Raw genomic sequence first — 13,311 nt, forward strand, 5'->3', positions numbered from 1 at the left:
GCCGATATTCGGAAAAACAGAAGAGCCCCGGTATACCGGGCCCGGTATACCGGGTCCCGGTATACCGGGGCCTTCCAAGCGCTTGTTTTGGTCGTCGTCTTATGCCGCGCGGTAGACGCTCGCCTGCATGTCGCCGTCGATCTTGAACTGCTGGATGAGCCGCAGCAGTGAATCCGCCTCGACCGCAAGCTCGCGGCTTGCTGCCGTCGTCTCTTCGACCATGGCCGCATTCTGCTGCGTCATCTGGTCCATCTGGTTGACCGTCGCGTTGACTTCACCAAGTGCGCTCGACTGATCATGGCTCGCGCGGGCGATCGTTTCGACATGCTGGCTGATCGTGACGATCTGGGCACTGATCTTCGCGAGCACCGTGCCGGTCTCCTGCACGAACTGCGAGCCGGAGCTGACTTCGGTGGTCGACTTGTTAATGAGACCCTTGATCTCCTGCGCCGCAGCAGCGGAGCGCTGCGCCAATTCACGCACTTCCATGGCGACGACGGCGAAGCCCTTGCCGGCTTCACCGGCGCGTGCTGCCTCGATGCCGGCGTTCAGAGCCAGCAGATTGGTCTGGAATGCGATCTCGTCGATGACGCCGATGATCTGTTCGATCTGCCGGGACGCCGCTTCGATCCGGCCCATTGCGTCGATCGCGTTGCTGACGACAACTGCGGAGTCGTCGGCGCTGCGTTTTGCCTGACGCACGATCTGATCGGCGTCCTTGGCCCGCTCGGCCGAAGAACGGACCGTGACAGTGATCTGGTCAACGGCAGCGGCGGTTTCCTCCAGCGAAGCCGCCTGCTGCTCAGTACGCTTGGAGAGGTCTTCAGCAGACTGAGCCATCTGGTTGCCGTTGCCCTGGATCATCTCGACGTTGTCGCGGATCTGGCTCATGGTGGCCTGCAGGCGCATCATCGAACCGTTGAAGTCCTGGCGGAGCTGCTCGAGGCGACCGATGAACGGCGTGTCGATCGTGGTCGAAATATCACCCTGCGACATGCGCTCGAGACCGGAGGCAAGCGCATTGACAGCAAACTCGATCTGGCGGTCCATTTCGCGCTTCTCGGCGTCGTTGCGCTGGCGTTCATGCTCGGCCGCGACGCGCTCTTCCTCGCTCTGCTCCTCAATGCGGATCTTGGAGATCGCATTTTCCTTGAAGATGCCAAGCGCGCGGGCAATGTCGCCGATTTCGTCATACCGCTGGTCGCCCGAGATGTTGGTGTCGAGCGCACCATCGGCAATGCGGCGCATCGCGGCGGTGATCTGGCCGATCGGGCGCTGCAGCGTCAGGACAAGGGCAATACCGCCGATGATCGAAACCAGGATGCCGAGGCCCGTCGTCAGCACGGAGATGCCATTTGCCTGGGTGCGCTCGGCACCGGCGCTCTTCTTCTGCAATTCGGCAAACGTCGTGAGCTGCCCCCAGACGGCATCAAGCTGCTGGCGAGCGGATGCGTAGTCGGTGACGCGCTGGTTGATCGTGTCGACCAGGCTCTGCGCATCCTTATCCATGGAGGCAAGGGCAGGCGACATTGCCGCGACGATGTCTTCCGCGAAATTCATGCCCTTCGCGCTGGCGAGCAGCGTGTTTAGGTTGGTGCCGAGCGTCGCGATCTCCTGATGCAGGCGGACGCGATTTTCCTTGCCAGGCTTGGCAGCGAACTCACCGAGCACGAGTTGCAGCGAGTAGATCGCGCTCTCCAGACGGCGCGTGTCTTCGAGAACAGAGTTCGTCTGCGCGATACGGCTGTCGAGCTCGACGAAGGTCGTCGTCGCTGCGCGCATCATCTGCGTTGCCGTCAGCTGGGTATAGGTCGACATCTGACGGAAGCGGGAGACAAGTCGCCCGAGATTGGCGATCGCCTCGTCGGTGCCGGCATCGGCCGCCGTTGCCTGCGCCTTCACGTCGCTGATCGTCTGCGACAGCGACTGTGTCATGCTCTTCTGGTTCGCGGGGACCGAAATCTCGATCAGGCGCTGCGCCTTTGCGATAGCGGGAATGGCGTCCGTGACGACCTTCAGCTTGTCAGCCGGCAGCTGGGCCTTGTTGAAGTCGGCCATGACGGCCGCAAGGGTATCACCGCCCTTCAGCAGGCGGTCGGCGGCGCGCAGCGTTGCAGTGGCGTTGCCCTCATCCTTGCGGATGTTTTCCTCGAGTTGCTGCGCATCGTAGTTGACGTTGAAGCGGCTGGTGATCATCACCTTCTGCGCGTCATCGATCGACTTGCGAAGGGCGAGCTCCTGCTCGTGCAGGGTCCAGAGCTTGCCCACGGTGTCGGAAATTCCCGAGGTACCGTCGATGGCGGCAAGAAGGTTGTCGCGACCGCCATTGTCGCCGATCTGCTTCAGCGTGGCGTTCAGCGTGCCCTGTTGCGTCTTGATGTCCCCGTAAAGCTTGTCACGCGCTTCCTGGCTGGTCATTTGCAGGAAGTCGTCCATGGAGCCATAGAGATCCTTGAACCCGCTGAGCGACTGCAGGACGCTGTTGGAGATTTCCATACGTCCCTGCAGCATACCCGAAGCATAGAGGCCGGTCAGGCCGACGGCAGAAATGCTCACGACGAAGGGCAATACAAAGATCAGGACCTTGGTCTTGATCTTGAAACGGGAAAGAAACTTGTCAATCAACATAGCGGTTCCGGCCTTCCATACACCACTCCTCCCGCCGGCCGCCTGGCGGGGCGCCGACCGAGTGCATCGAGCTGCTTTATTGGAACATTGGAGTCCCGGACGGCGAGGCCCGGTCGGCAGTCATTGCCGGTTCGCCTCACGCCAACGCGGAAGCGCCCAAAAAATCATCGAGCAAGTTTTGCAGAGGATGTCTTAATTTTCGGATAAGCGGAAATTACGGATAGCCGCAATCAAATCGATTTTAGCGGTGGTCAAATCGATTTGGCCCAGAGATGGCCGGCGGCCCGAATGCGGCCGATGCTCACAGATCCGAGATCGGGAGTGTCAGAACCAACGTGCGAGGAGGAGAGCGGCCACGGCGGCCAATGCACTGGCAGAGAGGACGAAGTAGCGTGCGGCAACGAGCTTGTTGTCGGGCTTGGCTTGAGCGATTGCAATGGCGCGGGCGCGTCGTGCGTTCCTGTTCATTTTGCAGAACCTCACTTCATTTCTGACACAACAATCCAACAAAACGACCTGTTGGTAAAGCTCTATTTAGGAAGTGCTTTTCCACTCCGTCATGAGGCAGGATGGCGCACCCTTCTTAAGAACTCTTGAATCGAGCAGATAGTTTCGCGCCTATAGAGATTCACCGGCGACGAAGCCCGAAGCCCAGGCCCACTGGAAGTTATAGCCGCCGAGCCAGCCGGTCACGTCGACACATTCACCGATGAAATAGAGGCCCGGAATACTCTTCGCCGCCATGGTACGGGAGTCGAGCCCCGTCGTATCGATGCCGCCGAGCGTCACTTCGGCAGTCCTGTAGCCCTCAGAGCCGGACGGCTTGATTTTCCAGCTTTGTACCGCTTCGGCCAAACGCGCCAGGACCTTGTCGGAAAGATCGGCCATATGGCCGACGATGCCTTCTCGGTCGGCCAGATATTGCGCCAGCCGCTTCGGGAGTATCTCGGCCAGCGCCGTCTGAGCGGACTGCCGGCCATTCACCCTTTTCGCCGCCTTCAGATGTTCGAACAGATCGACATCGGGCTCGATGTCGACGGTGATGTCCTCGCCCTCGCGCCAGTAGGAGGAGATTTGCAGGATCGCAGGGCCGCTGAGGCCGCGATGGGTGAACAGCAGGGCTTCGCGGAATGCTGTCTTGCCGTGACGGATTTCGGCTGGCGCCGATATGCCCGACAGGTCGGAAAGGCTTTCGAGCGTCGCCTGATCCAGGGTCAGCGGCACAAGTCCAGGCCGCGTCTCCACCATGGGAAGGCCGAACTGCTCAGCAATGCGATAGGCAAAGCCCGTGGCACCCATTTTCGGGATAGACTTGCCGCCGCTCGCGATCACCAGCGAGCGACATTCATATGCCCCCTCCGACGTCGAGATGCGGAAGCCTTCGCCGCTCTTTTCCACGTCCGCGATCTCGGTGCGCAGATGCAACGCCGCTCCGGCAGCCTGCATCTCATCGAGAAGCATGCGGATGATGTCCTTGGCGCTGTCGTCGCAAAACAGCTGCCCAAGCGTCTTCTCGCGCCAGGCAATCCGATGACGATCGACCATGGCAATAAAATCCGAAGGCGTGAAGCGCGCCAGCGCCGACTTGCAGAAATGCGGATTGGCGGAGAGGAAGCTCTTCGGGCCGGCGTGAATGTTGGTGAAATTGCAGCGCCCCCCCCCGGAGATGCGGATCTTTTCGCCCGGCGATTTCGCATGGTCGAGAACGATGACCGAGCGGCCGCGCTGAGCGGCGCGAATGGCGCACATCATGCCGGCTGCGCCCGCGCCGATGACGATCACATCGCTTTTTCGCTGCAAAACCACTTCCCTTGTCGAAAGGCATCTTCTTTTTCCATCAAGAGGCGAAAGTCAACGTGCCTCCCCCTCGCCAATTGCCAAACTCCAGCTATGATGCCGTCACGATCAACGCAAACCGGTGTGTCATGTCCCCAAAAAAGACGACGCTGAAGCCTGCCAGAAACGTACCTGCCTCGAAGAAGACACCCCCGGACCCCGGACATCAGCGCGGCGTGGAAAACTGGAAGGAAGCAGCGCAGTTCTTACGGGCGCGCGGCATTGAAGACATCGAATGCATTACGCCGGATCTTGCCGGCGTGCCGCGCGGCAAGATGATGCCGAGTTCCAAGTTCACGTCAAACACCTCGCTTGCGCTGCCTTCGGCGATCTACCGTCACACCATCTCCGGCGAATATCCGGACGAGACGGAAAGCTTCCGCTACGAGCCGCGCGACAGCGACCTGAAGCTGGTGCCTGACCTTTCGACGCTTTCGGTCGTCCCCTGGGAAACCGACCCGACGGCGCAGGTGATCTGTGATATCGTTAGCGTGGATGGGGAAGAGGTCCCCTACACGCCGCGAAACGTTCTGAAGCGCGTGCTGAAACTCTATGGCGATCGCGGCTGGAAGCCGATCGTGGCGCCCGAGATCGAGTTCTACCTCGTGGCGAAGAATGATGACCCGGATTATCCGCTGCATCCGCCGAAGGGCCGCTCCGGCCGTTCGATCCTCGGGGGTCAGGGCTATTCGATCGCCGGCATCAACGAATTCGACGAACTGATCGACGACATCTACCATTTCTCGGAAAAGCAGGGTCTCGAGATCGATACGCTGATCCACGAAGAAGGCCCGGCGCAGCTGGAAATCAACCTGCGCCACGGCAATCCGATCGAACTTGCCGACCAAGTGTTCCTGTTCAAGCGCACGATCCGCGAAGCGGCGATGAAGCACGGCATCTATGCCACCTTCATGGCCAAGCCGATGCAGGGACAGCCGGGCTCGGCGATGCACATCCACCAGTCGGTCGTGAACCAGGAAACCGGCAAGAACATCTTCTCCAACCCTGATGGTTCCGCCTCTCGTGAGTTCTTCCATTTCATCGGCGGCCTGCAGAAATACGTGCCGAGTTCCATGGTGATGCTGGCGCCCTATGTGAACTCCTATCGGCGGCTGACGCCTGACATGTCGGCGCCCGTCAACAATGCCTGGGGTTATGACAACCGCACGACGGCGTTCCGCGTCCCGGTATCCGATCCGCAGGCACGGCGCGTCGAAAACCGCCTGCCGAGTTCGGATGCCAACCCTTACCTTGCGCTCGCCGCCTCGCTCGCATCGGGCCTGCTCGGCATCATGAAGGGCATCGAGCCGACAGCACCAACAGAGGATACGGCAAACGAGGGCTCGATCGAACTGCCACGCGGCCTTCTGGAAGCAGTCGCGTTGATGGAAGACGAGGAAGCCTTCGAGGAAGTGTTCGGCAAGGAGTTCCTCGGCATCTACGCCGGTGTGAAGCGCGGAGAATTCGAAACTTTCATGCAGGTGATCAGCCCCTGGGAGCGCGAATTCCTTCTGCTGAATGTTTAGGGAGGGCTTCATCATGACATCGCAGGAGAGATGGCAGAGCCCGATTGCGCCCGGCATTTCCTGGTATCAGGCAACATCAGGCGAGCGGCCGACCTACCCGGAAATGGACGGCTCGAAGACATGCGACGTCGCAATCGTCGGCGGCGGCTACACCGGCCTTCAGGCCGCCTACAATCTCGCCAAATCCGGCGTCTCGGTGGTTCTCATCGAGGCGTGCCGGTTCGGCGACGGCGCCTCGGGGCGCAACGGCGGCCAGCTCGGCACCGGGCAACGCTGGTGGCCGGAAGAGCTTGAGGAAAAGATCGGCTACGAGCGTTCGCGCGCGCTGTTCGATCTCGCCGAGGCGGCCAAGCACCATCTCATGGATTTCGCGACCGACTATCAGATCGACATGGACTACATGCCGGGGCAGATGAACGTTGCACACAAGCCGAGCTACAGGGCCGACTACTACGAAAACGCCGAGATCGCGGCGATGCGCTACAACTATCCGCATGTGCGCTTCATGGACAAAGCCGAAACGCAGGAACGGCTCGGCTCGACGCGCTACCACTGCGGCGTTCGCGACATCGGGACGGGCCACATCCATCCGCTGAAGCTGCTGATCGGCCTTGCCCGGGTTGCCGCCAATGCCGGTGCGCAGATCTTCGAGATGACCAAGGCCTCGGCGATCCTTCATGGCAGCAGCAAGGTGTTGATCGAGACGCCAAGGGGCACGATCACTGCCGACAGGGCGCTGATCGCCTGCAACGGCTATGTCGGCAATCTCGAGCCGGTGACGGCAAGTCACGTGATGCCTATCCGCTCCTTCATTGGCGCCACGGTGCCGCTCGACGCGCATCCGCAGGTGCTGCCGGGCGGCGAGTCCGTGGCCGACTCGCGCTTTGTCGTGCGCTACTTCCGCAAGTCCAAGGACGGACGATTGCTCTTCGGCGGGCGCGAAGCCTATACGGCCGACAATCCGCGCGACATAACGCAGCACATCCGCCGGCAGATCGCCGAGATTTACCCGGCGCTTCGGGACATCGAGATCACGCATGCCTGGGGCGGTTCGGTCGGCATCACCATGCCGCGTCAGCCTTTCGTGCGCGAGGTCATGCCTGGCGTGACGTCGATCGGCGGCTATTCCGGTCATGGTGTCATGCTCGCCAATTACTGCGGAAAGCTCTATGCCGAAGCGGTTCTGGGAAAATCGGCGGATCTCGATCTTTTCAAGTCGCTCGATATTCCGGCCTTTCCCGGGGGTGCGGCCATGCGCGCTCCGCTGCTTTTCCTGGCGCTCTCCTGGTTTGCACTGCGCGACAAGTTTTAGTCAGATTGCGGATTTCATCGCGCGGCAATTCGATCTAAAACCTCTTTCCGAGAGATTCATTGCATCGCACACTGGCTTTTTTAAATCGATTAGATTAAAGAGCCAATAACCCGTCTGATTGAGAGACATCCTCATGAGCAGCCAAACCATCCCCGTTGAACCCTTTGATTATGTCGTTTTCGGTGGCAGCGGCGACCTTGCGGAACGCAAGTTGCTGCCTGCCCTTTACCATCGTCAGATCGAGGGGCAGTTCTCCGAACCGACCCGTATCATCGGCGCGTCGCGTAGCCCGCTGACGAACGAGGAATATCGCAAGTTTGCCCAGGACGCCCTGAAGGAGCACCTCAAGAAGGGCGAATACAACGAGGCCGAGGTTACGAAGTTCCTGCAGCGCCTGTACTACGTGCCGGTGGATGCGCGTTCGGATGCCGGCTGGGATCAGCTCAAGAAGCTTCTGGACGAAAGCAAGGATCGCGTGCGCGCCTTCTACCTCGCCGTTGCTCCGGGCATCTTCGGCGACATCTCGCAGAAAATTCATGACCACAAGCTGATCACCAAGTCGACGCGCATTGTCGTTGAAAAGCCGATCGGCCGCGACCTTGCTTCCGCCCTGCAGCTGAACGACACGATCGGCAAGGTCTTCAAGGAAGAGCAGATCTTCCGCATCGACCACTATCTCGGCAAGGAAACGGTGCAGAACCTGATGGCGTTGCGCTTTGCCAATGCGCTCTATGAGCCGCTGTGGAACGCCAACCATATCGACCACGTGCAGATCACAGTTGCCGAGTCGGTCGGCCTCGAAGGCCGCGCCGGATATTATGACACCGCTGGCGCGCTGCGCGACATGGTGCAGAACCACATCATGCAGCTCGTCTGCCTGGTCGCGATGGAGGTCCCCTCCTCGATGGACTCCGAGGCCGTCCGCGACGAGAAGCTGAAGGTGCTGCGCGCATTGAAGCCGATCAATGCATCGAACGTCGAGACCAATACCGTTCGCGGCCAGTATCGCGCCGGCGCTTCCAGCAGTGGTCCGGTCAAGGGTTACCTTGAGGAGCTCGAAGGCGGCGTTTCGAACACCGAAACCTTCGTTGCCATCAAGGCCGAAATCGGCAACTGGCGCTGGGCTGGCGTTCCCTTCTACATCCGTACCGGCAAGCGTCTTGCCGGCCGCATGTCGGAAATCGTCATCACCTTCAAGTCGATCCCGCACTCGGTCTTCGACCAGTCCGCCGGCCGTATCAACCAGAACCAGCTCATCATTCGCCTGCAGCCTGATGAAGGCGTCAAGCAGTCGCTGATGATCAAGGATCCGGGCCCGGGCGGCATGCGCCTCCGCAACGTCTCGCTCGACATGAGCTTTGCCGACGCTTTCCAGGTCCGCAATCCGGACGCCTATGAACGGCTGCTGATGGACGTCATTCGTTCAAACCAGACGCTGTTCATGCGCCGCGACGAAGTCGAGGCCGCATGGCAGTGGGTCGACCCGATCTTGAAGGGTTGGGATTCGACCGGCCAGAAGGTTCAGGGATACACCGCCGGCACCTGGGGCCCCAGCCAGTCGATCGCGCTCATCGAGCGTGACGGCCGCACCTGGCACGACAACCTGTAGGATAAAGAACGATGGCAGCGACGATGCATGCTTTTGCCAATGGCGCGGAACTGGCTCGCAACCTTGCCGACAAAGTCGCTGCGTCGCTTTCCGCGGCAATCGACGCACGGGGAGCTGCAACCTTTGCCGTTTCCGGCGGCTCGACGCCGAAACTGTTTTTCCAAGAGCTTTCGGCCCGCGATCTCGACTGGACCAAAGTGACCATCACACTCGTCGACGAACGCTTCGTAGCGGCGAACAATCCGCGCTCGAACCATCTGCTGGTGGCCGAAAACCTCCTGCGGAACAAGGCGAAGGCTGCAAACTTCCTGCCGCTCTACCAGGCAGCAGGCTCGGTCGAGGAGGCTGCGAGGCTTGCGACGAGCGCGACGGCCACGATCGGCAATCCCTTCGATGTGGCGATCCTCGGAATGGGCGGCGACGGCCATACCGCCTCGTTCTTTCCGCGCGGCAGCAATCTGAAGGTCGCGCTCGACCCCAACACGCCGCGTGGTATCATCACCATGGAGGCGGAGGGCGCGGGCGAGCCGCGGCTCACCTTCACCTTCTCCAGCCTTCAGGATGCAAAGCTGCTCGTGCTTCACATCGAAGGCGAGAGCAAGAAGGACGTCCTGACGAAAGCACAGAGCGCCGGCGACGAGGCAGAGATGCCGATCCGCGCCATTTTGCGGCGGGCGGCGAGCCCCGTCGAAATCTACTGGGCTCCATAAGCCTTCGGGCAGATAGCCGCGAACGAAAAACTGAAGAGCAAACAAGGCAGGATACCTCCCATGTCCGCTAATGCACGCATTTCTGCGATCACCTCCCGCATCGTCGAACGATCGAAGCCGACACGCGGACTTTATCTGGAGCGCCTGCGCAATGCGACCTCCAAGGGTGTAAGCCGCTCGGTTCTCGGTTGCGCCAACCTCGCGCACGGCTTTGCGGTCTGTTCCCCCGCCGAGAAGGACGCGCTTGCAGGCGACCGCGTGCCAAACCTCGGCATCATCACTTCCTACAACGACATGCTCTCCGCGCACCAGCCCTTCGAGCATTATCCGGCGATCATCCGCGAGGCGGCAGCGGAAGCCGGGGGCATCGCGCAGGTCGCCGGCGGTGTTCCTGCCATGTGCGATGGCGTCACCCAGGGGCAGCCGGGAATGGAGCTTTCCTTGTTCTCGCGCGACCTGATCGCCATGGCTGCCGGCGTGGGCCTCTCCCACAATATGTTCGATGCCGCGCTTTTCCTCGGCGTCTGCGACAAGATCGTGCCCGGCCTTGTCATCGCCGCCCTCTCCTTCGGGCATCTGCCGGCGATCTTCGTGCCGGCCGGTCCGATGACGTCGGGCCTGCCGAACGACGAGAAGTCACGCGTGCGCCAGCTTTATGCCGAAGGCAAGGTCGGCCGCGCCGAACTGCTGGAAGCAGAGTCGAAGTCCTACCACGGTCCGGGCACCTGCACCTTCTACGGCACGGCGAATTCGAACCAGATGCTGATGGAGATTATGGGCTTCCATATGCCCGGCTCCTCCTTCATCAATCCAGGCACTCCGCTGCGCGAAGCCTTCACACGCGAAGCTGCCAAGCGTGCGTTGGCGATTACGGCCCAGGGCAACGAATACACGCCGGCCGGTGAGATGATCGATGAGCGCTCTATCGTCAACGGCGTCGTCGGCCTGCACGCGACCGGCGGCTCGACGAACCACACGCTACACCTCGTCGCCATGGCGCGGGCAGCAGGCATCCAGCTGACCTGGCAGGATATTGCCGAGCTATCCGAGATCGTGCCGCTGCTGGCGCGCGTTTATCCGAACGGCCTTGCCGACGTGAACCACTTCCACGCCGCCGGCGGCATGGGCTTCCTTATCAAGGAGCTGCTCAAGCACGGCATGGTGCATGACGACGTTCGTACGGTCTTCGGCCATGGCCTGCAGGCTTACACGATCGATCCCCGCCTCGGTGACGACGGCACGATCGTGCGCGAACCGGCACCGGAAAAGAGTGTCGACCCGAAGGTGCTTGCCAATATCGAAACCCCCTTCCAGGCCAATGGCGGCCTGAAAATGCTTCGCGGCAATATCGGCAAGGCCGTCATCAAGATCTCTGCAGTCAAGCCGGACCGCCACGTCATCGAAGCGCCGGCCATCGTCTTCCACAGCCAGCAGGAACTGCAGGACGCTTTCAAGGAAGGCAAGCTCAACAAGGACTTTATCGCCGTCGTTCGCTTCCAGGGACCGAAGGCGAATGGCATGCCGGAACTGCACAAGCTGACGCCGCCACTCGGCGTGCTGCAGGATCGCGGCTTCCGCGTGGCACTTCTGACCGACGGCCGTATGTCCGGCGCTTCGGGCAAGGTTCCGGCTGCAATCCACGTGACGCCGGAGGCTGTCGATGGTGGTCCGATCGCTCGCATCAAGGACGGCGACATCATTCGCCTCGACGCGATCGCCGGCACGCTGGAGGTTCTGGTCGATGCTGCCGATCTGGCGGAACGCGAGTCCGTGGTTGCCGATCTTTCCGAGAACGAATTCGGCATGGGCCGCGAGCTGTTTTCGCCCTTCCGCCGCGCCGTCGGTCCTTCGGATCGCGGGGCCAGCGTCCTCTTCCATTGAGGCAATAGCCCGCTCTAGAAACAACGAAGCCCGCGAGGAAACTCGCGGGCTTTGCTTTTGATGCTTGGCGAAATCAGCCGCGGATGTCGAGCACGCGATCGCGGTGTGCCGGGTGTGTGCTGTAGACGAAGATCTTGTTGAGTTCCTTATCATTTAGCATGCGCAGAAAGCGAACTTCGATCGTGTTGTTGGCATTCACCCGCGTTAGCATGCAGCCGATCTTGGTGATGCGTGCATCCGGGATATCGAGATAGAACTGCTTCGGAAGGGCGTACTGGGTGAGGAGCGCGAGGACGGCCGTGCTCTTCGAAATGCGAATGATATCGCAACGCCGGGACGCCATGTGCATGACGCCCTTCTCAGTATATTCGATGCGTGCGGCATTCATCGTATCCTCCATTTTGAACCGCACTTCGCGGTCGTACATGAAGGATTCCTCCTTATTTAGAAAGTGCTGCCCGGAAGGCATTGGATTCGATGCTGCCACCGCCGTATTCCCTTCGATATTCAATGAGGAAATACTAGCTGGCGATGTTTAACAGAAGGTGAGAGTAGTTTCGATCCGGCACGCTATACACACTGAACGCCGCAGCGAACCTGCAAGAATAAACCCGTTTTCGATCAAATACATAACAAAGCCCGGGCAACACATCGCGGTCCCCGGGCCTGATTTTTCTCGTTCGCAACGAGGCAACTTTATTTACGATACGTGCGCCCTTCCGCATCGAAAAGATGCAGCTTGGAGCGGTCGGCCGAGAAGTGCATCTTCTGGCCCTTCTTGATATCGTAAATGCCAGGCAGCTTGACGATGATCGGCTCGCCCGGAACGAGACCCTCGATGTAGAGCAGTGTCACTTCGCCGAGCGCTTCGACGATCGAGACTTCGCCCTCGAAGAGGTAGTCGTCGCCGGCACCGGCGATGCGTAGATCCTCGGGGCGAACGCCGAAGCTCGCGGTCTTGCCCTTCTCAGAGCCCGCCGTCGGAATGTCCAGCGTTACGGACTTGCCGCCGGTCAGCGTCACCGTCGTTGAGTTGCCAGCCTCGGTAATCGTCGACGGAATGACGTTCATGGCCGGAGAGCCGATGAACTTGGCGACGAAGAGATTGGCCGGACGCTCGTAGAGCTCCAGCGGTGCGCCCACCTGCTCGATGTTGCCGGCGGAAAGAACGACGATGCGGTCGGCAAGTGTCATCGCCTCGACCTGGTCGTGCGTGACGTAGATCATTGTCGTGCCGGCCATCTGCTCGCTCAGGCGGGCGATCTCGATGCGGGTCGCGACACGGAGAGCTGCGTCGAGGTTCGACAGTGGCTCGTCGAAGAGGAAGACCTTCGGATTGCGGCAAATGGCGCGGCCGATGGCAACACGCTGGCGCTGACCACCGGAGAGCGCTTTCGGCAGGCGATCGAGATATTTGCCGAGTTGAAGACTGTCGGCCGCCGCACGAACACGGCGATCGATCTCCTGCTTGTTTTCGCCGGCGATCTTCATGCCGAACGCCATGTTGTCGTAGACCGTCATGTGCGGATAGAGCGCATAGGACTGGAACACCATGGCGATGCCGCGCTTCGACGGCGGCACATCGTTGACCAGCTGGCCATCGATATACATGTCGCCACCGGTAATGTTCTCCAGGCCGGCAATCATGCGCAGCAGGGTGGATTTTCCGCAGCCCGAAGGACCGACGAACACAACGAACTCGCCCTCCTTGATCTCCAGATCGATGCCGTGGAGAACGTCCACGGAACCGTAGGATTTGCGAATATCCTTGAGCGTCAGTCCAGTCATTAAATCCTCCTCCTCAAGTCG

At 60.6% G+C, this 13,311-nt stretch carries 10 protein-coding genes; 5 read left to right on the forward strand and 5 right to left on the reverse strand.

Going from position 1 to position 13,311, the window contains the following annotated elements; genetic code table 11:
• Positions 1-99: 99 nt before the first annotated feature.
• The 3 genes from IB248_RS10320 to IB248_RS10330 form a co-directional block, all read right to left on the reverse strand.
• A complete protein-coding gene (locus IB248_RS10320) occupies positions 100-2,628 on the reverse strand; it encodes a HAMP domain-containing methyl-accepting chemotaxis protein (protein WP_018856832.1) in 2,529 nt (842 codons plus the stop codon).
• Between the two features lie 324 nt (positions 2,629-2,952).
• Positions 2,953-3,096 carry a hypothetical protein gene (locus IB248_RS10325; RefSeq protein ID WP_018856831.1) on the reverse strand — a complete coding sequence of 48 codons (144 nt, stop codon included), beginning with the start codon at positions 3,094-3,096 and terminating at the stop codon, positions 2,953-2,955.
• Positions 3,097-3,246: 150 nt separating this feature from the next.
• A complete protein-coding gene (locus IB248_RS10330; RefSeq protein WP_025659507.1) occupies positions 3,247-4,428 on the reverse strand; it encodes an NAD(P)/FAD-dependent oxidoreductase in 1,182 nt (393 codons plus the stop codon).
• 125 nt (positions 4,429-4,553) lie between these two features.
• Between IB248_RS10330 and IB248_RS10335 the strand changes: the two genes are divergently transcribed.
• From IB248_RS10335 to edd, 5 genes are all read left to right on the forward strand, one after another.
• Complete coding sequence (locus tag IB248_RS10335) at positions 4,554-5,990, forward strand: glutamine synthetase family protein (RefSeq protein WP_025659508.1); 1,437 nt, start codon at positions 4,554-4,556, stop codon at positions 5,988-5,990.
• 13 nt (positions 5,991-6,003) lie between these two features.
• Complete coding sequence (locus IB248_RS10340) at positions 6,004-7,302, forward strand: FAD-binding oxidoreductase (RefSeq protein ID WP_018856828.1); 1,299 nt, start codon at positions 6,004-6,006, stop codon at positions 7,300-7,302.
• A gap of 133 nt (positions 7,303-7,435) precedes the next feature.
• Positions 7,436-8,911, forward strand: coding sequence for a glucose-6-phosphate dehydrogenase (gene zwf, locus IB248_RS10345; protein WP_192240775.1), 1,476 nt, complete (start codon positions 7,436-7,438; stop codon positions 8,909-8,911).
• 11 nt (positions 8,912-8,922) lie between these two features.
• On the forward strand, positions 8,923-9,621 hold the full coding sequence (pgl, locus tag IB248_RS10350) for a 6-phosphogluconolactonase (protein ID WP_112649568.1): 699 nt from the start codon (positions 8,923-8,925) through the stop codon (positions 9,619-9,621).
• Between the two features lie 60 nt (positions 9,622-9,681).
• A complete protein-coding gene (gene edd, locus IB248_RS10355; protein WP_018856825.1) occupies positions 9,682-11,502 on the forward strand; it encodes a phosphogluconate dehydratase in 1,821 nt (606 codons plus the stop codon).
• A 73-nt stretch (positions 11,503-11,575) separates the two neighbouring features.
• Here edd and IB248_RS10360 read toward each other — a convergent pair whose 3' ends face one another.
• On the reverse strand, positions 11,576-11,929 hold the full coding sequence (locus tag IB248_RS10360) for a hypothetical protein (protein WP_018856824.1): 354 nt from the start codon (positions 11,927-11,929) through the stop codon (positions 11,576-11,578).
• A 269-nt stretch (positions 11,930-12,198) separates the two neighbouring features.
• A complete protein-coding gene (gene ugpC / locus IB248_RS10365; RefSeq protein WP_018856823.1) occupies positions 12,199-13,290 on the reverse strand; it encodes a sn-glycerol-3-phosphate ABC transporter ATP-binding protein UgpC in 1,092 nt (363 codons plus the stop codon).
• Positions 13,291-13,311 lie beyond the last annotated feature (21 nt).

It is taken from the genome of Rhizobium sp. RHZ01 (genome assembly GCF_014851595.1).
Lineage (GTDB): Bacteria > Pseudomonadota > Alphaproteobacteria > Rhizobiales > Rhizobiaceae > Rhizobium > Rhizobium altiplani.

Coding starts and splice junctions, on each gene's coding strand:
- edd (WP_018856825.1), top strand. CDS start 9,682: ATGTCCGCTAATGCACGCATTTCTGCGATCACCTCCCGCATCGTCGAA.
- IB248_RS10320 (WP_018856832.1), bottom strand. CDS start 2,628: ATGTTGATTGACAAGTTTCTTTCCCGTTTCAAGATCAAGACCAAGGTC.
- IB248_RS10340 (WP_018856828.1), top strand. CDS start 6,004: ATGACATCGCAGGAGAGATGGCAGAGCCCGATTGCGCCCGGCATTTCC.
- IB248_RS10325 (WP_018856831.1), bottom strand. CDS start 3,096: ATGAACAGGAACGCACGACGCGCCCGCGCCATTGCAATCGCTCAAGCC.
- pgl (WP_112649568.1), top strand. CDS start 8,923: ATGGCAGCGACGATGCATGCTTTTGCCAATGGCGCGGAACTGGCTCGC.
- ugpC (WP_018856823.1), bottom strand. CDS start 13,290: ATGACTGGACTGACGCTCAAGGATATTCGCAAATCCTACGGTTCCGTG.
- IB248_RS10335 (WP_025659508.1), top strand. CDS start 4,554: ATGTCCCCAAAAAAGACGACGCTGAAGCCTGCCAGAAACGTACCTGCC.
- IB248_RS10360 (WP_018856824.1), bottom strand. CDS start 11,929: ATGTACGACCGCGAAGTGCGGTTCAAAATGGAGGATACGATGAATGCC.
- zwf (WP_192240775.1), top strand. CDS start 7,436: ATGAGCAGCCAAACCATCCCCGTTGAACCCTTTGATTATGTCGTTTTC.